The sequence below is a fragment of the Enterobacter sp. BNK-16 genome (genome assembly GCF_048684955.1).
GTDB lineage: Bacteria > Pseudomonadota > Gammaproteobacteria > Enterobacterales > Enterobacteriaceae > Enterobacter > Enterobacter bugandensis.
In genome coordinates, this window is record NZ_JBLQTQ010000001.1 from 1,455,455 (window position 1) to 1,476,254 (window position 20,800).

Annotated in this window: 21 protein-coding genes and 1 pseudogene; 17 read left to right on the forward strand and 5 right to left on the reverse strand. The window is 55.3% G+C overall.

The features are described from left to right. Nucleotides 1–58 precede the first annotated feature (58 nt). The 3 genes and pseudogenes from dinF (at nucleotide 59) to ACMGGH_RS06975 (ending at nucleotide 1,726) form a co-directional block, all read left to right on the forward strand. On the forward strand, nucleotides 59–1,396 hold the full coding sequence (gene dinF / locus ACMGGH_RS06965) for an MATE family efflux transporter DinF (protein WP_232949036.1): 1,338 nt from the start codon (nucleotides 59–61) through the stop codon (nucleotides 1,394–1,396). Then, nucleotides 1,393–1,467 (forward strand): annotated as a pseudogene (locus tag ACMGGH_RS06970) (hypothetical protein); the annotation flags it as partial. The gene dinF and the pseudogene ACMGGH_RS06970, both read left to right, overlap by 4 nt. 49 nt (nucleotides 1,468–1,516) lie before the next feature. Continuing rightward, on the forward strand, nucleotides 1,517–1,726 hold the full coding sequence (locus ACMGGH_RS06975; protein WP_014882139.1) for a CsbD family protein: 210 nt from the start codon (nucleotides 1,517–1,519) through the stop codon (nucleotides 1,724–1,726). 48 nt (nucleotides 1,727–1,774) lie between these two features. Here the strand turns inward: ACMGGH_RS06975 and zur are convergent, their stop codons facing one another. Continuing rightward, the gene (zur, locus tag ACMGGH_RS06980; RefSeq protein ID WP_028015164.1) at nucleotides 1,775–2,287 is read right to left on the reverse strand and encodes a zinc uptake transcriptional repressor Zur; all 513 of its coding nucleotides are present in this window, start codon (nucleotides 2,285–2,287) and stop codon (nucleotides 1,775–1,777) included. Nucleotides 2,288–2,402: 115 nt separating this feature from the next. Here zur and ACMGGH_RS06985 point away from each other — a divergent pair, with 115 nt between their 5' ends. The 4 genes from ACMGGH_RS06985 (at nucleotide 2,403) to pspG (ending at nucleotide 5,832) form a co-directional block, all read left to right on the forward strand. After that, a complete protein-coding gene (locus ACMGGH_RS06985; RefSeq protein WP_045260944.1) occupies nucleotides 2,403–2,891 on the forward strand; it encodes a cupin domain-containing protein in 489 nt (162 codons plus the stop codon). Between the two features lie 225 nt (nucleotides 2,892–3,116). Beyond that, entirely contained in the window at nucleotides 3,117–4,376 is a 1,260-nt protein-coding gene (traF, locus tag ACMGGH_RS06990) for a conjugal transfer protein TraF (RefSeq protein ID WP_420299208.1), read from the forward strand. An 82-nt stretch (nucleotides 4,377–4,458) separates the two neighbouring features. Further along, nucleotides 4,459–5,454 (forward strand): tRNA dihydrouridine(20/20a) synthase DusA, encoded by a 996-nt coding sequence (gene dusA / locus ACMGGH_RS06995; RefSeq protein ID WP_045631373.1) that lies wholly within the window; start codon nucleotides 4,459–4,461, stop codon nucleotides 5,452–5,454. A gap of 135 nt (nucleotides 5,455–5,589) precedes the next feature. Beyond that, nucleotides 5,590–5,832 (forward strand): envelope stress response protein PspG, encoded by a 243-nt coding sequence (pspG, locus tag ACMGGH_RS07000; protein WP_028015168.1) that lies wholly within the window; start codon nucleotides 5,590–5,592, stop codon nucleotides 5,830–5,832. A gap of 184 nt (nucleotides 5,833–6,016) precedes the next feature. Here the strand turns inward: pspG and ACMGGH_RS07005 are convergent, their stop codons facing one another. Next, on the reverse strand, nucleotides 6,017–7,000 hold the full coding sequence (locus ACMGGH_RS07005; RefSeq protein ID WP_232949037.1) for a quinone oxidoreductase: 984 nt from the start codon (nucleotides 6,998–7,000) through the stop codon (nucleotides 6,017–6,019). Nucleotides 7,001–7,066: 66 nt separating this feature from the next. Here ACMGGH_RS07005 and dnaB point away from each other — a divergent pair, with 66 nt between their 5' ends. The 6 genes from dnaB (at nucleotide 7,067) to ACMGGH_RS07035 (ending at nucleotide 12,695) form a co-directional block, all read left to right on the forward strand. Then, a complete protein-coding gene (dnaB, locus tag ACMGGH_RS07010) occupies nucleotides 7,067–8,479 on the forward strand; it encodes a replicative DNA helicase (protein ID WP_232949038.1) in 1,413 nt (470 codons plus the stop codon). 16 nt (nucleotides 8,480–8,495) lie between these two features. Continuing rightward, nucleotides 8,496–9,575 carry an alanine racemase gene (gene alr, locus ACMGGH_RS07015; protein WP_232949039.1) on the forward strand — a complete coding sequence of 360 codons (1,080 nt, stop codon included), beginning with the start codon at nucleotides 8,496–8,498 and terminating at the stop codon, nucleotides 9,573–9,575. 109 nt (nucleotides 9,576–9,684) lie between these two features. Continuing rightward, complete coding sequence (gene tyrB, locus ACMGGH_RS07020; RefSeq protein ID WP_045260940.1) at nucleotides 9,685–10,878, forward strand: aromatic amino acid transaminase; 1,194 nt, start codon at nucleotides 9,685–9,687, stop codon at nucleotides 10,876–10,878. Between the two features lie 218 nt (nucleotides 10,879–11,096). Further along, the gene (gene aphA / locus ACMGGH_RS07025; protein WP_041911537.1) at nucleotides 11,097–11,810 is read left to right on the forward strand and encodes an acid phosphatase AphA; all 714 of its coding nucleotides are present in this window, start codon (nucleotides 11,097–11,099) and stop codon (nucleotides 11,808–11,810) included. 112 nt (nucleotides 11,811–11,922) lie between these two features. Further along, entirely contained in the window at nucleotides 11,923–12,339 is a 417-nt protein-coding gene (locus ACMGGH_RS07030; protein ID WP_041911536.1) for a secondary thiamine-phosphate synthase enzyme YjbQ, read from the forward strand. Between the two features lie 2 nt (nucleotides 12,340–12,341). Continuing rightward, on the forward strand, nucleotides 12,342–12,695 hold the full coding sequence (locus tag ACMGGH_RS07035) for an MmcQ/YjbR family DNA-binding protein (protein ID WP_028015174.1): 354 nt from the start codon (nucleotides 12,342–12,344) through the stop codon (nucleotides 12,693–12,695). 3 nt (nucleotides 12,696–12,698) lie between these two features. On the opposite strand, the gene uvrA is transcribed toward ACMGGH_RS07035, so the two are convergent. Next, a complete protein-coding gene (gene uvrA, locus ACMGGH_RS07040) occupies nucleotides 12,699–15,521 on the reverse strand; it encodes an excinuclease ABC subunit UvrA (protein WP_041911534.1) in 2,823 nt (940 codons plus the stop codon). 251 nt (nucleotides 15,522–15,772) lie between these two features. On the opposite strand from uvrA, the gene ssb1 reads away from it, so the two are divergent. Next, complete coding sequence (ssb1, locus tag ACMGGH_RS07045; protein WP_006810470.1) at nucleotides 15,773–16,303, forward strand: single-stranded DNA-binding protein SSB1; 531 nt, start codon at nucleotides 15,773–15,775, stop codon at nucleotides 16,301–16,303. Nucleotides 16,304–16,363: 60 nt separating this feature from the next. On the opposite strand, the gene ACMGGH_RS07050 is transcribed toward ssb1, so the two are convergent. Then, complete coding sequence (locus tag ACMGGH_RS07050) at nucleotides 16,364–16,645, reverse strand: YjcB family protein (protein ID WP_028015176.1); 282 nt, start codon at nucleotides 16,643–16,645, stop codon at nucleotides 16,364–16,366. Between the two features lie 657 nt (nucleotides 16,646–17,302). On the opposite strand from ACMGGH_RS07050, the gene ACMGGH_RS07055 reads away from it, so the two are divergent. Beyond that, entirely contained in the window at nucleotides 17,303–18,868 is a 1,566-nt protein-coding gene (locus ACMGGH_RS07055; RefSeq protein ID WP_063437698.1) for an EAL domain-containing protein, read from the forward strand. Nucleotides 18,869–18,874: 6 nt separating this feature from the next. On the opposite strand, the gene soxS is transcribed toward ACMGGH_RS07055, so the two are convergent. Beyond that, entirely contained in the window at nucleotides 18,875–19,201 is a 327-nt protein-coding gene (soxS, locus tag ACMGGH_RS07060; protein ID WP_008503387.1) for a superoxide response transcriptional regulator SoxS, read from the reverse strand. 98 nt (nucleotides 19,202–19,299) lie between these two features. On the opposite strand from soxS, the gene soxR reads away from it, so the two are divergent. Beyond that, on the forward strand, nucleotides 19,300–19,758 hold the full coding sequence (soxR, locus tag ACMGGH_RS07065) for a redox-sensitive transcriptional activator SoxR (protein ID WP_023331806.1): 459 nt from the start codon (nucleotides 19,300–19,302) through the stop codon (nucleotides 19,756–19,758). Between the two features lie 287 nt (nucleotides 19,759–20,045). Further along, nucleotides 20,046–20,717: a glutathione S-transferase family protein gene (locus ACMGGH_RS07070; protein WP_028015178.1), complete on the forward strand. Its 672-nt coding sequence runs from the start codon at nucleotides 20,046–20,048 to the stop codon at nucleotides 20,715–20,717. The last annotated feature ends 83 nt before the right edge of the window (nucleotides 20,718–20,800 follow it).

Sequence of the window (20,800 nt, forward strand, 5' to 3'; positions counted from 1 at the left end):
TCCTGACAGGCTACGCTTCCGCTGTAGCCTGCTTCATTTACCCTTCCCGGTATCTCTCATGTCACTGCTGACGGCATCTGATAAGGCATTGTGGCGTCTTGCCCTGCCGATGATTTTCTCCAATATCACCGTGCCCTTGCTGGGTCTGGTCGATACGGCCGTTATTGGTCATCTCGATTCCCCTGTTTATCTTGGCGGCGTGGCGATTGGCGCGACGGCAACCAGCTTCCTGTTTATGCTGCTGCTCTTTTTGCGTATGAGTACTACCGGGCTCACGGCACAGGCGTATGGTGCGAAAGATCCGTTACGTCTGGCGCGTGCGCTGGTGCAGCCGCTGATCCTGGCGCTTGGCGCGGGGGTACTCATTGTTTTACTGCGCACGCCCCTGATAGACCTTGCGCTCCATGTTGTTGGCGGCAGCGAGGCGGTACTGGAGCAGGCGCGTCGCTTCCTTGAAATCCGCTGGCTCAGCGCGCCCGCTTCGCTGGCAAACCTGGTTCTGCTGGGTTGGTTACTGGGTGTGCAATACGCCCGTGCGCCAGTGATTTTGCTGGTCGTGGGAAACCTTCTCAACATTGTGCTCGATCTCTGGCTGGTGATGGGCCTGCATATGGACGTGCGCGGGGCGGCACTGGCAACGGCGATTGCCGAATACGGAACCTTACTCATTGGGCTGTGGATGGTCTGGCGCGTGCTGGCCCTGCGCGGGATATCCCTCGTAATGCTGAAAACCGCATGGCGCGGCAATATCCGTAAACTGCTGGCGCTCAACCGTGACATCATGCTGCGCTCGCTTCTGCTACAACTCTGTTTTGGCGCATTGACGGTTTTTGGTGCCCGTCTTGGGCCTGAGATCGTCGCGGTGAATGCGGTCCTGATGACATTGCTGACGTTTACCGCCTACGCGCTGGACGGCTTCGCCTACGCTGTTGAGGCGCATTCCGGGCAGGCGTACGGCGCGCGGGAAAGTGGGCAGCTTAGGGATGTCTGGCGGGCAGCCTGTCGACAAGCGGGACTGGTCGCGCTGACGTTTGCTCTGATTTATGCCTGTTTTGGCCGTGACATTATTGCATTACTCACTTCGATCCCGGCTTTACGCGAACTGGCGGACCACTACATCGTCTGGCAGGTGATCTTGCCGGTGGTGGGGGTGTGGTGTTATCTGCTGGACGGCATGTTTATCGGTGCGACGCGCGGAGCGGAAATGCGCAACAGTATGGCGGTTGCGGCGGCGGGGTTTGGTTTGACGCTGCTGACGCTTCCGTGGCTGGGTAATCACGGTTTGTGGCTGGCGCTTGCGGTCTTTCTCTCCCTGCGCGGCCTCTCGCTTGCCTTTATCTGGCATCGCCACTGGCAAAATAATACCTGGCTTCCTTCCCGTCACGATATATCGTGACGGTTAAAGATTCCGAATATGAAATCAACTGCCGAATCCTCAACTACAATTATTATCACGTCCAGCAGAAAAGAACGTAACGGACGTTACGACCCGACGCTTAACTAAGAGGACACGATGATGAATAAAGACGAAATCGGCGGCAACTGGAAGCAGTTCAAAGGTAAAGCGAAAGAACAGTGGGGGAAGCTGACTGATGACGATATGACCGTCATTGAAGGCAAGCGCGATCAGCTTGTCGGTAAAATTCAGGAACGTTACGGCTACGCGAAAGACCAGGCGGAAAATGAAGTCAAAGACTGGGAAACCCGTAACGACTACCGCTGGTAGCGCTGAATAACCCACAAAGGCGGCTTAAGAGCCGCCTTTCTTTTGCTGCTAACGCGGCTTTTTCTTTATCAGAATTGAGTGGTCGTGCTGACACGCATCCTGATGTCGACAGGCTTCCACCTCAACGCATGCAGAACACAGCCCGTGCGCTTCAATCACGTTATGACGCAGGGCAAAACCCATTTTTGCCGCCAGCGTGTGCATAATGTCCTCTACGCCCTCCGCTCCCTCTTCTTTCACCACGCCGCAACGATCGCAGATAAACATGGCCGATGTATGCGTTGGCTGATCGAAAAGATGGCACAGGACATAGCTGTTTGTGGATTCGACTTTATGCACAAACCCTTGTTCCAGCAGGAAATCCAGCGCGCGATACACCGTGGGCGGTTTAGCCTGCGGCTCGCTTTCGCGGAGCAGGTCGAGTAGATCGTAGGCGCTGATCGCCCCCTGTTGCAGGCTCATCAGGCGCAAGACTTCAAGGCGCTGCGGGGTCAGGCGCACATTGCGTTGCGCGCACAGCTTTTCGGCCTGCGCTAACAGCTCTTTTGTGGACTTATCCATTTAGCACCTCGGATGTTCTGGGAGATAAAACCCTCACTTTATCATGTTCTGGCAAAAACACCGATATCCGCCAGGCTGTGCTATACCTGACGCATCGCAAACCGGGAATGTAACAATGAAAAAACCAGACTGTATCAAGCACTGGCGCGACGTAGAAGGGCCAGATGACGCCACCTACCCCGACAGTAACGAGCTTTTTTCCATCGGATCGCCGCTGGCGCGCAGCCTGGGCCTCAGGCGTATAGGCATTCATCATGAACGTTTACCGCCGGGGCGTCGGACGTCCTATCCCCATGCGGAAAGTGACGAAGAAGAGTTTATCTACGTGCTTGAGGGCTATCCTGAAGCCTGGATTAATGGCTATTTGTGGAAACTCGAACCCGGAGACAGCGTGGGCTTTCCCGCCGGAACGGGGGTGTGCCACACCTTTATCAACAACACAGAGGAAGAGGTTCGGCTACTGGTGGTGGGGGAGGCCAACAAGAAGCACAACCGCATCTACTATCCGCTCAATCCGGTTTATGCCGCCACGCGGGAAGATCGCTGGGTAGACCATCCGCCACAGTTTTTTGGGCCGCACGATGGAAAACCTGGGAAAAAATAATTTCCTCTTCTATAAATATTGAGGGCCGTCACAAATTACAACAGGCCGTAAGGAAGTTTTACTTAGGGAATGAATTAGCGGGTCTTTTTATCTTTATTCACAGCAATAGTTCGCGCCTGTTTGGGGGATAACAGACAGGGGTTATTTCATAACAGACTATAAGACGGGCATACTGTGAAAAAACATTTTAAATTTTCGGTGGTTAGCATCGCTGTCTCCTTGTTTATGGCAAATCAGGCGGGAGCAGCCAATACCTGGACAGAATCACGTAGCGACGCGATGGGGGGCACCGGCGTTGCTTCGGGCAATTATGGTAGCGGGGCGTTAATTAACCCCGCGCTGCTGGCAAAGGCAAAACCGGACGATGACGTGACGGTCATTTTGCCGTCCGTTGGGGTGCAGGTAACGGATGAGGATAATCTTCAGGATGAGATTGATACCATCAACGACAAAATCAATCACTATAAGGATGTGGTTGATAACCTTACGCCAATCGAGGTTATTACTAATCCGTTAGGCTCCATCAACCAGTTCCAGGGCGCGGCCAAAGATCTGGCCGATGAGCTGGACTATCTCAAGGGCAAAACCGCTCGCGCGACGGCAGGAGCAGGCCTTGCCGTGAGTATCCCTAACGATGTGCTTTCCGTGGCCTTTATGGCGAAAGGTTACGCCCATGGCCGGGTAAGTTCGTCTATCGACCAGCAGGATATTGATTATCTGCGCGGTATTCAAAGAAGCAATCTGGTGGCTGCCGGCGTTGCCCTGGACGCTGCGCTGAACGGCACGGACCAGATCACTAAAAACCTCAACTCAACGGCGTCCGGTCGGGCGGCGATTATCTCCGACTACGGTATTGCCGTTGCCCGCCAGTTTGACCTTGGCGGCGTTCCGGTTTCCGTGGGCGTGACGCCAAAACTGCAAAAAAGCTGGATCTATAACTACACCACCTCGATCTACGATTACGACAGTAATAAGTGGAACGATAGCCGCTACCGTACAGACGATACCGGCTTTAACGTCGATGCCGGTATTGCCGCTGATTTTGGCGAAAACTGGACGGTCGGCATGAGCGGGCAAAACCTGATGTCGCGCGATATCGACACCAAAGATATCCGCATCCGCAACGGGCGTACGGGGGAAGTGGTGAGCTATAAAGACACCTACCAGATCCGTCCGCTGGTGACCGCGGGCGCTGCCTGGCACAACGATCTGGTGACCCTGACCGCCGATGGCGATCTGACCGAAACCAAAGGCTTTAAGAGCGAAGATACGTCGCAGTATGTTGGGGTCGGTGCTGAAGTGACTCCGCTGAGCTGGCTGGCGGTGCGTGCCGGTTATCGTGCGGATATGAAAGGGAACGACAGCAACGTCTTTACCGGCGGTGTCGGTTTCGCGCCGTTCAATACCGTTCATGTTGACCTGATGGGCCTGTATGGCGAGGACGAAACCTGGGGCGCAGGGGCTCAGCTGAGCATGACGTTCTAAAGTACACCGGAGGCGCTGCGCCTCCGGCTTTTCTTTGTGCTATAGTAGCGCCCCTTTTCCACCAGATGCTTAAAACTTCGCCATGTCGTCAGAACACCAGACCGCTTTTCCTGCACACCGTTTCTCTATTGCGCCGATGCTCGACTGGACGGACAGACACTGCCGCTATTTCCTGCGCCAGCTCTCCCGCCATACGCTGCTGTACACCGAAATGGTGACCACGGGCGCAATTATTCACGGTAAGGGCGACTACCTGGCATACAGTGAAGAAGAGCATCCGGTTGCGCTGCAGCTGGGGGGCAGCGATCCGGTCGCGCTGGCCCAGTGTGCAAAGCTGGCGGAAGAACGCGGCTACGACGAGATCAACCTGAACGTCGGCTGCCCTTCCGACCGCGTGCAAAACGGCATGTTCGGCGCCTGTCTGATGGGCAACGCACAGCTGGTGGCGGACTGCATCAAAGCGATGCGCGATGTGGTCTCCATTCCGGTGACGGTCAAAACCCGTATCGGCATCGACGACCAGGACAGCTACGAATTCCTGTGCGATTTCATCAATACGGTGTCAGGGAAAGGCGAGTGTGAGATGTTTATCATCCACGCCCGCAAAGCCTGGCTTTCAGGCCTTAGCCCGAAAGAGAACCGTGAGATCCCGCCGCTGGACTACCCGCGCGTGTACCAGCTGAAACGTGATTTCCCGCACCTGACGATGTCAATCAACGGCGGTATTACGTCGCTGGAAGAGGCGAAAGCGCACCTTGAGCATATGGATGGCGTGATGGTCGGGCGCGAGGCGTATCAAAATCCGGGCATTCTGGCGACGGTCGATCGCGAAATCTTTGGCGTTGCAGGCGCAGACACCGATCCGGTTGCCGTCGTGCGTGCCATGTACCCTTACATTGAGCGCGAGTTGAGCAATGGCACCTATCTTGGCCACATCACCCGCCATATGCTTGGCCTGTTCCAGGGTATTCCGGGCGCGCGCCAGTGGCGTCGCTACCTCAGTGAGAACGCGCATAAAGCCGGTGCCGATATTGAGGTGCTGGAACATGCGCTGCGGCTGGTGGCGGATAAGCGATAATTTCGCTAAAAGATCGTCAAATTCACCACGCCCTGCGGATCCTCGCGGGGCGTTTTGCTTTAAGAACAATATGTTAGCTTTGGCATGATTCTTGTAATGATTGCAGCATCATTCGGGAACTCGTGGGAGAGCACCATGCTTGAACTACTTTTTGTGATTGGCTTTTTTGTCATGCTGATGGTCACGGGCGTGTCGCTGCTCGGCATTCTGGCCGCGCTCGTTGTGGCTACGGTGGTTATGTTTATCGGCGGATTATTTGCCCTGACGATCAAATTGCTGCCGTGGCTGCTGCTGGCTATCGCCGTGGTGTGGGTAATACGGGCGATTAAAGCGCCAAAACTGCCGACTTATCAGCGCAATAACCGCTTCCGTTACTAAGGTATTGAGGGGTTCGTCACATACTTGTAACTTTTCCGGCAGCATGGCTTAGAACAGAATAGGATTTACTTATCGAATCTGTCACTATGGCTGCCGCTACAGAATTCATCGAGCTGTACCCTACATACAGCCGAACTAAAAAAAGAAAGGGCTTCCCACGGGAAGCCCAATTTCTTTTTGGGGGTCAGGGGATTAGCAGGCTTGAACCCTGCGTCGCCCGGCTTTCCAGCACCTCATGCGCACGCTGCGCATCGGTTAGCGGGTATTTCTGCGTATCCGCCACATCCACCTTAATCACGCCGCTGGCTATTAGCGAGAACAGCTCGTTGCTGGCTTCCTCCAGTTCTTCCCGGTTGGTGATGTAACCCTGCAAAGAAGGGCGCGTCACGTACAGCGACCCTTTCTGATTCAGAATGCCGAGATTGACGCCGGTGACAGCGCCTGAGGCGTTACCAAAGCTCACCATCAGTCCGCGACGCTGCAGGCAGTCCAGCGACGCTTCCCAGGTGTCTTTCCCCACCGAGTCATACACGACGCGTACTTTTTTGCCGCCGGTAATCTCTTTTAGCCGCTCGACGATGCTCTCTTCCCGATAGTTGATCACCTGCCACGCGCCCGCGTCCAGCGCACGCTGGGCTTTTTGCGCACTGCCTGTGGTGCCGATCAGCTTCGCGCCTAAGGCTTTCGCCCACTGGCAGGCAATCAGCCCCACGCCACCGGCGGCAGCATGGAACAGGAACTGCTCATCGGGCTTAATTTCGTAGGTTTTGCGCAGCAGGTAATAGACCGTCAGCCCTTTCAGGAATGAGGCGGCCGCCTGCTCAAAGGTGATGGCGTTCGGCAGCAGGGCGGCTTTGTCCGCCGGGACGTTGTGGACGGAGCTGTAAGCGCCCAGGGCAGACTGTGCATATACCACACGATCGCCTTCTTTGATGTGCTTAACCGCACTGCCCACTTTGCTGACGATACCGGCCGCTTCAGTGCCCAGGCCGCTCGGCATTGACGGAGGCGGGTAGAGACCGCCACGAATATAGGTATCAATGTAGTTAATGCCGATAGCTCTGTTTTCCACCTGAATTTCGTTCTCGCCAGGCGCAGTGGGGGTATACTCCACCGCTTTCAGCACTTCAGGACCGCCGTGTTTCTGGAACTCAATGCGCGTTGCCATGCTCCCTCCGTAAGAAAAATATGGTAATCTTTCGACCCACTCTTTATCTCGGTAACTCCATTCACTATGGCAGGAAACAAACCCTTCAACAAACAGACTGAACCTCGCGAGCGTGATTCCCAGGTCGCAGGGTTAAAAGTCCCGCCGCACTCGATTGAAGCGGAACAGTCGGTGTTGGGCGGTTTAATGCTGGATAACGAACGCTGGGACGACGTCGCCGAGCGCGTAGTGTCTGAAGATTTCTACACCCGTCCGCACCGCCATATCTTTACCGAAATGGCGCGCCTGCAGGAGTCCGGCAGCCCTATTGACCTGATCACGCTCGCGGAATCGCTGGAGCGTCAGGGGCAGCTGGACAGCGTCGGCGGCTTTGCCTACCTGGCAGAGCTGTCAAAAAACACGCCAAGTGCGGCGAACATCAGCGCTTACGCCGACATCGTGCGCGAACGTGCCGTCGTCCGCGAGATGATCTCGGTAGCGAACGAGATCGCCGAAGCCGGTTTTGATCCGCAGGGTCGCACCAGTGAAGACCTGCTCGACCTTGCCGAGTCCCGCGTCTTCAAAATCGCCGAAAGCCGCGCCAACAAAGACGAAGGCCCGAAAAACATCGCCGACGTGCTCGATGCCACCGTTGCGCGTATAGAGCAGCTTTTCCAGCAGCCGCACGACGGTGTGACCGGGGTGAACACAGGCTATGACGATCTGAACAAAAAAACTGCCGGTTTACAGCCGTCGGATTTAATTATCGTCGCGGCGCGTCCGTCGATGGGTAAAACGACATTTGCGATGAACCTCGTCGAAAATGCGGCGATGTTGCAGGATAAGCCGGTGCTTATTTTCAGTCTCGAGATGCCCTCGGAGCAGATCATGATGCGTTCTCTGGCATCGCTTTCGCGCGTGGATCAGACCCGCATCCGTACCGGCCAGCTCGACGACGAGGACTGGGCGCGCATCTCCGGCACCATGGGCATTTTGCTGGAAAAACGGAACATCTATATCGATGACTCCTCCGGCCTGACGCCGACGGAAGTGCGCTCCCGCGCGCGCCGCATCGCCCGTGAACACGGCGGCATCGGCCTTATCATGATCGACTACCTTCAGCTGATGCGCGTCCCGTCGCTCTCAGACAACCGTACGCTGGAAATTGCAGAGATTTCCCGCTCGCTCAAGGCGTTAGCTAAAGAGCTGCACGTGCCGGTAGTGGCGCTGTCACAGCTTAACCGCTCCCTGGAACAGCGTGCAGACAAACGCCCGGTCAACTCCGACCTGCGTGAATCCGGCTCCATTGAGCAGGATGCCGACTTAATCATGTTCATCTACCGTGATGAGGTCTATCACGAGAACAGCGACCTGAAAGGGATCGCCGAAATTATTATTGGTAAGCAACGTAACGGCCCCATCGGTACGGTACGTCTGACCTTTAACGGCCAGTGGTCGCGTTTCGACAACTATGCCGGTCCTCAATATGATGATGAGTAATTTCTAAGGAATTCAAATGCAAGCGGCAACTGTTGTTATTAACCGCCGCGCTCTGCGACACAACCTGCAACGTCTGCGTGAACTGGCGCCCGCCAGCAGGCTCGTTGCAGTCGTGAAAGCGAACGCTTACGGACACGGTCTTCTTGAGATCGCGCGAACGCTCCCCGATGCCGACGCCTTTGGCGTCGCCCGTCTCGAAGAAGCTCTCCGCCTGCGCGCAGGCGGCATTACGCAACCGATTCTGCTCCTCGAAGGCTTTTTTGAAGCCTCGGATCTGCCGACCATTGCAGACCAGCAGCTGCACACGGCGGTACACAACGAAGAACAACTGGCCGCGCTGGAAACGGCTGAACTGAGCGAGCCGGTCACCGTCTGGATGAAGCTCGACACGGGCATGCACAGGCTGGGCGTGCGTCCGGAAAACGCGGAGGCGTTTTATCAGCGTTTGTGCCAGTGCAAAAATGTGCGTCAGCCGGTCAATATCGTCAGCCACTTCGCCCGTGCCGATGAGCCCGAATGTGGCGCAACCGAGCAGCAGCTTGATATCTTCAACACCTTCTGCGAAGGCAAGCCGGGAATGCGCTCCATTGCGGCATCCGGCGGCATTCTGCTGTGGCCGCAGTCCCACTTCGACTGGGCGCGTCCGGGGATTATCCTGTATGGCGTTTCCCCGCTTGAGAATAAACCCTGGGGGCCGGACTTAGGCTTTAAGCCGGTGATGTCGCTGGTATCAAAGCTGATTGCCGTGCGGGAGCACAAAGCGGGCGAGCCGGTGGGTTACGGCGGTACCTGGACCAGCGAGCGCGACACGCGGCTTGGCGTGGTGGCGATGGGCTACGGCGACGGCTATCCGCGCGCGGCACCAACGGGCACGCCGGTGCTGGTCAATGGTCGTGAAGTGAAAATTGTCGGCCGCGTGGCGATGGACATGATTTGCGTGGATCTTGGGCCCGGCGCGCAGGATAAAGCGGGCGACGATGCGGTGATGTGGGGTGAAGGTCTGCCCGTTGAACGCATTGCTGAGATTACAAAAGTGAGTGCTTACGAACTTATTACGCGTCTGACGTCGCGGGTGGCGATGAAATACATCGACTGAGCTTTAACGGGATGCGATGTATCCCGCTTCTGTTAACATCCCCTCGATCTTATTCCGCTTCCGGTTTATTGTTGAAAACCCTGCCTCATAATAATCCGGAGAACATCGCGTGTTTCAGAAAGTAGACGCCTACGCCGGCGACCCTATTCTCTCCTTGATGGAGCGTTTCAAAGAAGATCCTCGCAGCGATAAAGTGAACCTCAGCATCGGTCTGTATTACAACGAGGATGGCATCATTCCTCAACTGAAAGCCGTTGCCGAAGCCGAAGCACGTCTTAACGCAACCCCGCACGGTGCTTCGCTTTATTTGCCGATGGAAGGGTTAAACACCTACCGTAATACGATTGCGCCGCTGCTGTTTGGTGCGGACCACGCGGTGCTCGCGCAAAAGCGCGTGGCGACTATCCAGACGCTGGGCGGCTCGGGTGCGCTGAAGGTAGGCGCTGATTTCCTGAAAAAATATTTCCCGGATTCCGGCGTGTGGGTCAGCGACCCGACGTGGGAAAACCACGTGGCCATCTTTGAAGGCGCGGGCTTTAAGGTCGAGACCTATCCGTGGTTCGACAGCGAAACCAATGGCGTGCGCGTCGAAGCGCTGCTGGAAAAACTGAACACCCTGCCGGCGCGCAGCATCGTGCTGCTGCACCCATGCTGCCATAACCCAACGGGTGCGGACCTCACCAATGCCCAGTGGGATGCGGTGATCGAGGTGCTGAAGGCACGTAACCTGATCCCGTTCCTCGACATCGCCTATCAGGGCTTTGGCGCGGGCATGGAAGAAGATGCTTACGCCATCCGCGCCGTTGCCAGCGCCGGGCTGCCAGCGCTGGTCAGCAACTCCTTCTCAAAAATCTTCTCTCTCTACGGCGAGCGCGTTGGCGGTCTGTCCGTGGTGTGTGAAGACGCCGAAGCCGCGGGGCGCGTTCTCGGCCAACTGAAAGCGACGGTCCGCCGTATTTACTCCAGCCCGCCGAACTTTGGTGCGCAGGTGGTGGCGACCGTTCTGGGAGACGAACAGCTGAAAGCCACCTGGCTTGCGGAAGTGGAAGCGATGCGCAAGCGCATTCTGTCGATGCGTCAGGAACTTGTTAACGTGCTGAAAGAGGCGGTGCCGGGGCATAACTTCGACTATCTGCTCAAGCAGCGCGGGATGTTCAGCTATACCGGACTGAGCGCGGCACAGGTCGATCGCCTGCGTGACGAGTTCGGCGTCTACCTGATCGCCAGCGGCCGTATGTGCGTGGCGGGCCTGAATGCCGGCAACGTCCAGCGCGTGGCGCAGGCGTTTGCTGCTGTAATGTAAATGCTCACTAACCCAGCCCTCTCCCCGTGGGAGAGGGCTGGGGTGAGGGCATCAGACCGCATAAACACGTCCCCCGGCACTTTGTGATCGTCTTCTTTTTATTCATCTTTATAAGTAAAAACTCCTTTCCTTCCCCTCCCTCCGGGGTTATGGTCGGATAGATTTTTGACCATCCACTCAAAATATAAAGATAACAAACTGAATATTCAGGGGAAAATATGCGCAAGATCACACTGGCGCTCAGCGCCGCCTGCTTATTGTTCTCGCTTAATAGCGCCGTCGTCGCGCGAGCTTCCGCACCGACGCCGCTTTACACCGGCACCACCGCCGCCATCCTTGCCGAGCAGGCACCCATTCACTGGGTTTCCGTGGCCCAAATCGAAAACAGCCTGATGGGCCGCCCGCCAATGGCCGTGGGCTTCGACATTGACGATACCGTGCTGTTCTCGAGCCCAGGCTTCTGGCGTGGCAAGAAAACGTATTCTCCGGACAGCGAAGCGTATCTGAAGAACCCGGAGTTCTGGGAAAAAATGAATAACGGCTGGGATGAGTTCAGCATTCCGAAAGAGGTGGCCCGCGCGCTGATCGCCATGCACGTTAAGCGCGGCGACAGCATTTACTTTGTCACCGGCCGTAGCCAGACCAAAACGGAGACCGTCTCCAAAACCCTGCAGGACGATTTTCAGATCCCGGCAGCCAGCATGAATCCGGTCATTTTTGCCGGTGATAAAGAGGGACAAAACACCAAAACCCAGTGGCTGGAGCAGAAAAACATCAAAGTGTTCTACGGTGATTCGGATAACGACATTACCGCGGCGCAGGATGTGGGAGCCAGAGCGATCCGGGTGCTGCGTGCCTCTAACTCGACCTATCGACCGCTGCCGATGGCAGGCAAGTTTGGCGAGGAGGTGATTGTTAACTCCGAGTATTAGTTCTTGAGCGGCGGGTTTGATTCTTTTTTGAACAAATCCGCCGCTGCGGGTTTTACCTTTCGCCTTCTTGCTGCACACTTAGAAAGATTCATCTTTCAGAACGGAGCAGCTCATGTGGTATCAACAGACCCTGACCTTAAGCGCTAAACCCCGCGGATTTCACCTTGTGACGGACGAAGTCATCGGGCAACTCCGCGACCTGTCGCGCGTCAAAACGGGTTTACTGCATCTGCTGCTTCAGCACACGTCAGCCTCCCTCACGCTTAATGAAAATTGCGACCCTACCGTCCGGTCTGATATGGAACACCATTTCCTGAAGACGGTTCCGGACAACGCCCCCTACGAGCACGATTATGAAGGCGCAGATGACATGCCTTCGCATATCAAATCTTCTCTGCTGGGCGTATCGCTGATGCTGCCGGTTCATAACGGGCGGCTAATGCTGGGCACGTGGCAAGGGATCTGGCTGGGAGAACATCGCATTCACGGTGGTTCGCGTAAAATTATCGCAACGCTACAAGGGGAATAAAGATGACAATTTCGGAGATACTTCAGTACTGCATGAGCAAGCCTGGCGCGGAACAAAGTGTTCACAGCGACTGGAAAGCCACGCAGATCAAAGTGGGAGACGTGCTGTTTGCGATGGTGAAAGAGGTTGAAGGGCGCCCGGCGGCGTCGCTGAAAACCAGCCCGGAACTGGCGGATCTATTACGTCAGCAGCATGATGATGTGAGGCCGAGCCAGCACCTCAATAAGGCGCACTGGAGTACCGTTTATCTGGACGGCTCGCTGCCCGGCTCGCAAATTTACTATCTGGTGGATGCGTCCTACAAGCAGGCGGTTGAGCTGCTGCCGGAAGCGACCCGACAGCAGCTCTCCGTGTAACAATTACAGCAACGGTTTAAGGAAGCGCGCGGTGTGCGAGGCTTCGCACTCTGCAACGGTCTCTGGCGTACCGGAGACGAGGATTTCACCCCCGCCGCTGCCGCCTTCCGGGCCGAGATCGACAATCCAGTCCGCGGTTTTAATCACGTCCAGATTATGTTCGATGACCACAATCGTGTTGCCCTGATCGCGCAGCTGATGCAGCACCTCAAGCAACTGCTGGATATCTGCAAAGTGCAGGCCGGTGGTCGGCTCATCCAGAATGTAGAGCGTCTGGCCGGTACCACGCTTGGACAGCTCGCGCGCCAGCTTCACGCGCTGCGCCTCACCGCCGGACAGGGTTGTTGCTGACTGCCCCAGGCGAATGTAGGTCAGGCCTACGTCCATCAGCGTCTGCAGCTTACGCGCCAGCGCAGGGACGGCGTCAAAGAACTCACGCGCCTCTTCGATGGTCATGTCCAGCACTTCGTGGATGGTCTTGCCTTTGTACTTAATCTCCAGCGTTTCGCGGTTATAGCGCTTGCCTTTGCACTGGTCGCACGGCACGTAGATATCCGGCAGGAAGTGCATCTCAACCTTGATCACGCCGTCGCCTTGGCACGCTTCACAGCGGCCGCCGCGCACGTTAAAGCTGAAACGTCCTGGCGTATACCCGCGCGAACGCGCTTCCGGTACGCCAGCGAAGAGTTCACGTACGGGCGTGAAGACGCCGGTATAGGTCGCCGGGTTGGAACGCGGCGTACGGCCAATCGGGCTCTGGTCGATGTCGATAACCTTGTCGAAATGCTCCAGCCCCTGAATATCGCGGTAGGGTGCAGGCTCGGCCAGCGTCGCGCCGTTCAGCGCCGTCTGCGCAATCGGGAACAGCGTATCGTTGATCAGCGTCGATTTACCGGAACCGGACACGCCGGTAATGCAGGTAAACAGGCCAACCGGCAGCGTCAGGGTGACGTCCTTCAGGTTGTTGCCGCGCGCCCCTGTGAGCTTCAGCACTTTTTCCGGGTTCGCCGCGACGCGCTGTTTTGGCACTTCAATTTTGCGCTTGCCGCTCATGTACTGGCCGGTCAGCGACTCGGGCACCGCCATAATGTCCTTCAGCGTACCTTCCGCCACCACCTGGCCGCCGTGCACGCCCGCGCCCGGGCCGATGTCGATCACGTGGTCTGCGGCGCGAATTGCGTCTTCGTCGTGCTCCACCACGATTACCGTGTTGCCGAGATTGCGCAGGTGGATCAGCGTGCCGAGCAGACGCTCGTTGTCGCGCTGGTGCAGGCCGATGGACGGTTCATCCAGCACGTACATCACGCCGACTAAGCCCGCGCCAATCTGGCTCGCCAGACGGATACGCTGGGCTTCACCGCCGGAGAGCGTTTCTGCCGAGCGGGAAAGCGTCAGGTAGTTCAGGCCAACGTTCACGAGGAATTTGAGGCGATCGCCGATCTCTTTCAGCACTTTTTCGGCGATTTTCGCACGCTGGCCGGAAAGCTTCAGGTTGTTGAAGAAGTCCATTGCGTGGCCGATGCTCATGTCTGAGATGGTCGGCAGCGCCGTGTTTTCCACAAACACGTGGCGCGCTTCGCGACGCAGACGCGTGCCCTCGCAGGTGGCGCAGGAGCGGTTGCTGATGAACTTCGCCAGCTCCTCGCGCACCGCGCTGGATTCGGTCTCTTTGTAGCGGCGCTCCATATTGTGCAGCACCCCTTCGAACGGGTGGCGACGCACGGAGGTATCGCCGCGATCGTTCATGTATTTGAATTCGATGTTCTCTTTGCCGGAACCGAACAGGATCACTTTGTGCACGTTCGGGCTCAGGCTCGCCCACGGCGCTTCAACGTCGAATTTGTAGTGCTCCGCCAGCGACTTCAGCATCTGGAAGTAGTAGAAGTTACGCTTATCCCAGCCGCGAATCGCACCGCCCGCGAGCGACAGCTCGGGGTTCTGGATCACGCGATCTGGATCGAAATACTGCTGCACGCCCAGACCGTCACAGGTCGGGCACGCGCCCGCCGGGTTGTTGAACGAGAACAGGCGCGGTTCCAGCTCGCGCATGCTGTAGCCGCAAATCGGGCAGGCGAAGTTGGCGGAGAAGAGCAGCTCTTCCGCTTTCGGGTCGTCCATGTCGGAGACCACGGCCGTGCCGCCAGAGAGTTCCAGCGCGGTTTCAAAGGATTCAGCCAGACGCGTGGCAAGATCGTCACGCACCTTAAAGCGGTCAATCACCACTTCGATGGTGTGTTTCTTTTGCAGCTCAAGCTTTGGCGGATCGGACAGGTCACACACTTCGCCGTCGATACGGGCGCGGATATAGCCCTGGCTTGCCAGGTTCTCCAGCGTTTTGGTGTGCTCGCCTTTACGCTCTTTGATTATCGGTGCCAGCAGCATCAGGCGTTTGCCTTCCGGCTGCGACAGCACGTTATCCACCATCTGGCTCACGGTCTGTGCCGCCAGCGGGACATCGTGGTCCGGGCAGCGCGGCTCACCCACGCGGGCATACAGCAGACGCAGGTAGTCATGGATTTCGGTAATGGTACCGACCGTTGAACGCGGGTTATGCGAGGTAGACTTCTGCTCAATAGAGATAGCAGGCGATAACCCTTCAATATGATCGACATCCGGTTTTTCCATCAGCGACAGGAACTGACGCGCGTACGCGGAGAGTGATTCGACGTAACGACGCTGTCCTTCGGCATACAAAGTGTCGAAAGCCAGTGAGGATTTGCCAGACCCCGAAAGCCCGGTCACGACGATGAGTTTGTCGCGAGGGATTATGAGGTTGATATTCTTGAGATTATGGGTGCGGGCGCCCCGAACTTCGATCTTATCCATTCACCTTTCCCGGTTGGAACACGGATTGCCTGGTTTGTTTGAAGGACAAACGGCTGTCAGAAACGGCTAATTATGACACAATTTGACCTGTTTGAATATACAGTATTGGAATGCATTTTCTGATTCGCTGTGTAACAATGTCGAGTTCGCGGGAGATTTCTGAACCGACCACGCAACTATGCAAATTGCCGCGTGGAAATGGTACACTCGCGCGTTTACACTATTAAGAAACGTATTCAGGAGACACGAACATGGCCAGCAGAGGCGTAAACAAGGTGATTCTCGTCGGTAATCTGGGCCAGGACCCGGAAGTACGCTACATGCCGAGTGGTGGCGCAGTTGCCAACATTACGCTGGCTACTTCCGAATCCTGGCGTGATAAAGCGACCGGTGAAATGAAAGAGCAGACCGAATGGCACCGCGTTGTGCTGTTTGGCAAACTGGCCGAAGTAGCCGGTGAGTATCTGCGTAAAGGTTCTCAGGTCTATATCGAAGGCCAGCTGCGTACCCGCAAATGGACCGACCAATCCGGTCAGGAAAAATACACCACGGAAGTGGTGGTGAACGTGGGCGGCACCATGCAAATGCTGGGTGGCCGTCAGGGCGGTGGCGCACCGGCAGGTGGCGGTCAGAACCAGCAGCAGGGTGGTTGGGGTCAGCCTCAGCAGCCGCAGGGCGGCAACCAGTTCAGCGGCGGCGCGCAGTCTCGTCCGCAGCAGCAGTCTGCTCCTGCTCCGTCTAACGAACCGCCAATGGACTTCGACGACGATATCCCGTTCTGATCAACGGATGCTAAAACAAAAAACCCAGACATCGTCTGGGTTTTTTTATTGCTGAAGGGATCAGGTAATCACCATCGGCCAGTCTGGTGGGGTGTGGTTCATCGCCTCAACCATCACCACTTTTATATTTTCCCAGACCGCGGCCATATCCAGCAGGGTAATGCCCAGCAGGCCCGTTGCGAACCAGCAGGCCGCGCCAAGCCCTAACAGGGTACTTATGACGGCAAGACCCGCGTAGTCGGATTTACGAAACTGAATGTTCAGCGTGCTGGCTAAAAACATCAAAACCGCGCTCAACAAGGGCCAGCGCAGGAGAACCATGCTGGTAGTAATGGTTGCCATAAAACCCATCCTCTACAAAACAGACGAACTGAATGAAACAGTGTTTCTCGTTACACAATATGTGTGAACTATATCACATTTGTTGATTTATTCGCCAGTACCAGCGTAGCCAAAAAAGGGGATTTTATTACCCGGAAAAAAGAGCATGCGGTTCGGGACCGCCTTCGGACAGGGGGGAGGCGGATACACAACGCGCTGAGGTAATCCCGTCGGGTAAGTGGGGAAGAGCATCTGGAGGCAGAGAGACGGCCAGCCGTGCCGTTTTTAGGGGGCGCATTATTTTCTGATAATATTGTGGTGATGTCTGATTATTTATAAAACAACGAACAAAATATACCCGCAGAAATAGGATAAAACGTCACGTTGGTGTTGTACTTTTTTCATGCCGCCAGAAGTTTTGCTTAATCAGCGATCCTCTGTTGTGTTCTCTTCAAACCTCCCGTACGCGATGGATAATTATTTTCCTTAATTAAAACGGAACGAATACTTACAGTTTAGCTTACGGGAAAATATTATCGTCATAACGAAATTTAAGATTTTTAATACTAAAAGTCAGTTGCTAACTTCGCATGATTCATGCAACGTAATCACCTGTTTAACAAAGCATCCGGCCTTCATTACTACAGGCGTACAACATGCAGGGATATAGGGCGGGAAATGAATCGTAGCGCGCGGCGCAAAATGCTCAGAGTGGTAGGGATCATCATGGTAGTTCTGCTGCCGGTGATGCTTGCTCTATGGTTTGCCCAGCTACGAGCCGAGTCGGAAACGAGCGCTCAGCTACGGACATTTGCTGAACTGGCTTTAGACAAAACAGAACTGGTAATTCAACAAGTTGAACTGGCCAGGGGCGAGGCAGAAAAATATCAGGGTGAACGTTGTACGCCGGAACATCGTCAATATATGTTGAACGTTGTTCGTGGCCGCCTGTTTGTCGCCGATTTAATTTATGCTGAAGGTCAGAATTTTCTTTGTTCGACCGTTTTTACACCGGATCAACCCTACGTCATTCCGGTCGCTAATTACACGCGTAAACCTGACGTTGCTATCTATTATTTTCGCGATACGCCATTTTATACTGGCTATAAAATGACATATATGCAGCGCGGAAATTATGTCGTGGTTGTCAATCCGCTTTCTTACAGTGAAGTGATGTCTACCGATCATTCCCTCGCATGGGGGGTATACGACACGGTAACTAATGCCTTCTTTTCCGTCAGCCAGAAAGCCAATGCGACTTTATTAAATTCGATGATTCGGGATAAGGAATCGGTATTTCAAAAAGATAACCGTTTCTATACCGTCGTGAAATCGACAAATCGGCCTATTGCCGCCATCGTGTCGACGTCAGATAAACGTTTTTATGAAACGCTCTATCACCAGGCGACGTTGACGCTACCGCTGGGAATGATCTGCAGCATTATTATTTTGCTGGTGTGGTCCCGCACCCATCGTGAGCTTAATTCGCCGGGGCGCTTACTGCACCGGGCGCTGAACAAGCGCCAGCTTTGTGTGCACTATCAGCCGATTATTGATATCAAGAACAACCAGTGTGTGGGGGCAGAGGCGCTGTTGCGCTGGCCTGGTTTCAATGGGCAGGTAATGAGCCCGGCTGAGTTTATTCCGCTTGCGGAAAAAGAGGGAATGAGCGAGCGGATCACGGATTATGTCGTTGAGGAGGTGTTCAGCGATCTGGGCCATTTCCTGGCGGCGCATCCGCATCTCTATATTTCGATCAACCTGTCGGCCACGGACTTCCACTCCTCGCGGCTGATCGCCATGATTTCTGACAAGGCCCGGCACTACGCCGTACGCGCCCAGCAAATTAAAATCGAAGTGACGGAACGCGGCTTTATCGATGTGCCAAAAACCACGCCGGTGATTCAGGCCTTCCGTCAGGCGGGCTATGAAGTGGCGATCGATGATTTCGGGACCGGTTATTCCAACCTGCACAACCTCTACTCGTTGAACGTGGATATTCTGAAAATCGATAAATCGTTTATCGACACCTTAACCACCAACAGTACCAGCCACCTGATCGCCGAGCATATTATCGAGATGGCGCAAAGCCTGCGGCTTAAAACCATTGCGGAAGGGGTTGAGACGGCTGAGCAGGTGAGTTGGCTGTTGAAGCGCGGCGTTGAGTTCTGTCAGGGATGGCACTTCGCGAAAGCGATGCCGCCCCAGGAGTTTATGACCTGGCAGCAGCAACCTTTGCACTGATATGCATTAATTCAACTGGTGGCGATAATCGCTCGGCGTACGGTCAAACTCGCGGCGAAACACGCGGGAAAAGGTTTGTTGCGAGACATAGCCAAGATCCATCGCGATATCAAAAATCGGCCGCTGCGTTGAGCGTAACGCCTGCGCCGCCAGCAGGAGCCTGCGCTGACGAATGTACTCCCCCAGCGTCTGGTGCATGACCGTGCGGAACATTCTCTGTAAATACCATTTCGAATAGCCCGATTTTTTTGCGACCACATCAATGTTCAACGGTTGGTCGATATGATCGTCAATCCATTCAATAAGTGTCTGAATAATTTGCTGATGCGACATAAGGTTGCCCCTCTGTAGATACAACTTTCTCGGTTGATTCGTCGTTTTCTCTGCGGGGGAGTATAATTCCTCAAGTTAACTTGAGGTAAAGAGGTTTTATGGAAAAGAGATTGCCGCGCATTAAAGCGCTTTTAACCCCCGGCGAAGTGGCAAAGCGAAGCGGCGTTGCGGTATCGGCGCTCCACTTCTATGAAAGCAAAGGGTTAATTAAAAGCATCCGTAACGGCGGAAACCAGCGCCGCTATACCCGTGACGTGCTCCGCTACGTGGCGATTATCAAAATTGCGCAACGCATCGGCATTCCCCTGGCGACGATCGGTGAGGCATTCGGCGTGTTGCCGGAAGGGCATACGCTTAGCCCGAAAGAGTGGAAAGAGCTTTCGTCCCAGTGGCGTGAAGAGCTGGACAGGCGTATCCACACGCTGGTGGCGCTGCGTGACGAGCTGGACGGCTGTATCGGCTGCGGCTGCCTGTCCCGTAGCGACTGCCCGCTACGTAACCCTGGCGACAGGCTGGGCGAGCAGGGGACCGGGGCGCGACTGCTGGAGGAGGATTAAGTTCTTGCGGCAAAAAGCATAATAAAGAACTAAAGCGCCACTAAGGGCGCTTTAGTTTTTCCCGGTCTTTGTCTTTCTCTCTATCCCGCTGGTTCACGGGAGGGTTTCCCCCGACATCAGCACCCCTCGTGTCGAGCTGGTTGGGGAGGTTCCGGATTGTGCCGACACTTTAATTCTATGCAAGACCCGTTTTTTCGCCAGCCGCGCTAGCCGTTTTTTAGACGAAATTTTTTCGCGGTGTTGTTCGATTTTCTATAGTTAAAAAGTATGAATAACAGGAGAAAATCATGCTCACGGTACATCACCTTAACCAGTCGCGCTCTCACCGCGTGATCTGGGCGCTGGAAGAGCTCGCCCTGCCTTATGAGATTGTTCACTACCAGCGCGAAAAGAACATGCTGGCACCCGAGTCCCTCAAAAAGGTGCATCCGTTGGGCAAATCGCCGGTCATTGAAGATAACGGGCTGATCCTTGCGGAGTCAGGCGCCATTCTGGAGTATCTGCAGGAAACCTATGATGCCGAATCGCGGCTGAAGCCTTTAGACCCCGCGCATAAGGTGCAATACCGCTTCTGGCTGCATTACGCAGAAGGGTCGCTGATGCCGCTGCTGCTCATGAAGCTGGTCTTCAGCAGCCTGGGCAAGCCGCCCGTGCCGTTTGGCATCCGAACGCTGGGCAAGGCGCTGGGACAGGGGGTACAGAAAGCGTATCTCAACCCCCAGCTGGAGACCCATGCGCGCTTTATTGACTCACATCTTGCTAAAAACAGCTGGTTTGCCGGAGAGACGTTAAGCATGGCCGACATTCAGATGAGCTTCCCCCTCTTTGCCCTGCTGGCGCGCGGCGGCATTGCTAATCTGCCGCATATTCAGGCATGGAAGCAAAAAGTGGAAACTAGTCCTGGCTGGCAAAGAACCCTGCAACAAGGTGGCCCGTTAACGATCCCGGGCGAGGATTGAAATGTAAACAAATTGCGCATAGACGATAACGTTTGCGCATCCTCTGTTTATTTCTTCATCGTCATAAGTGAATTTTAGCGAAA

Excerpts from the sequence above, each read along its gene's own strand:
- dinF (WP_232949036.1), top strand. The coding sequence starts at position 59 with ATGTCACTGCTGACGGCATCTGATAAGGCATTGTGGCGTCTTGCCCTG.
- ACMGGH_RS06975 (WP_014882139.1), top strand. The coding sequence starts at position 1,517 with ATGAATAAAGACGAAATCGGCGGCAACTGGAAGCAGTTCAAAGGTAAA.
- zur (WP_028015164.1), bottom strand. The coding sequence starts at position 2,287 with ATGGATAAGTCCACAAAAGAGCTGTTAGCGCAGGCCGAAAAGCTGTGC.
- ACMGGH_RS06985 (WP_045260944.1), top strand. The coding sequence starts at position 2,403 with ATGAAAAAACCAGACTGTATCAAGCACTGGCGCGACGTAGAAGGGCCA.
- traF (WP_420299208.1), top strand. The coding sequence starts at position 3,117 with ATGGCAAATCAGGCGGGAGCAGCCAATACCTGGACAGAATCACGTAGC.
- dusA (WP_045631373.1), top strand. The coding sequence starts at position 4,459 with ATGTCGTCAGAACACCAGACCGCTTTTCCTGCACACCGTTTCTCTATT.
- pspG (WP_028015168.1), top strand. The coding sequence starts at position 5,590 with ATGCTTGAACTACTTTTTGTGATTGGCTTTTTTGTCATGCTGATGGTC.
- ACMGGH_RS07005 (WP_232949037.1), bottom strand. The coding sequence starts at position 7,000 with ATGGCAACGCGCATTGAGTTCCAGAAACACGGCGGTCCTGAAGTGCTG.
- dnaB (WP_232949038.1), top strand. The coding sequence starts at position 7,067 with ATGGCAGGAAACAAACCCTTCAACAAACAGACTGAACCTCGCGAGCGT.
- alr (WP_232949039.1), top strand. The coding sequence starts at position 8,496 with ATGCAAGCGGCAACTGTTGTTATTAACCGCCGCGCTCTGCGACACAAC.
- aphA (WP_041911537.1), top strand. The coding sequence starts at position 11,097 with ATGCGCAAGATCACACTGGCGCTCAGCGCCGCCTGCTTATTGTTCTCG.
- ACMGGH_RS07030 (WP_041911536.1), top strand. The coding sequence starts at position 11,923 with ATGTGGTATCAACAGACCCTGACCTTAAGCGCTAAACCCCGCGGATTT.
- ACMGGH_RS07035 (WP_028015174.1), top strand. The coding sequence starts at position 12,342 with ATGACAATTTCGGAGATACTTCAGTACTGCATGAGCAAGCCTGGCGCG.
- uvrA (WP_041911534.1), bottom strand. The coding sequence starts at position 15,521 with ATGGATAAGATCGAAGTTCGGGGCGCCCGCACCCATAATCTCAAGAAT.
- ssb1 (WP_006810470.1), top strand. The coding sequence starts at position 15,773 with ATGGCCAGCAGAGGCGTAAACAAGGTGATTCTCGTCGGTAATCTGGGC.
- ACMGGH_RS07050 (WP_028015176.1), bottom strand. The coding sequence starts at position 16,645 with ATGGCAACCATTACTACCAGCATGGTTCTCCTGCGCTGGCCCTTGTTG.
- ACMGGH_RS07055 (WP_063437698.1), top strand. The coding sequence starts at position 17,303 with ATGAATCGTAGCGCGCGGCGCAAAATGCTCAGAGTGGTAGGGATCATC.
- soxS (WP_008503387.1), bottom strand. The coding sequence starts at position 19,201 with ATGTCGCATCAGCAAATTATTCAGACACTTATTGAATGGATTGACGAT.
- soxR (WP_023331806.1), top strand. The coding sequence starts at position 19,300 with ATGGAAAAGAGATTGCCGCGCATTAAAGCGCTTTTAACCCCCGGCGAA.
- ACMGGH_RS07070 (WP_028015178.1), top strand. The coding sequence starts at position 20,046 with ATGCTCACGGTACATCACCTTAACCAGTCGCGCTCTCACCGCGTGATC.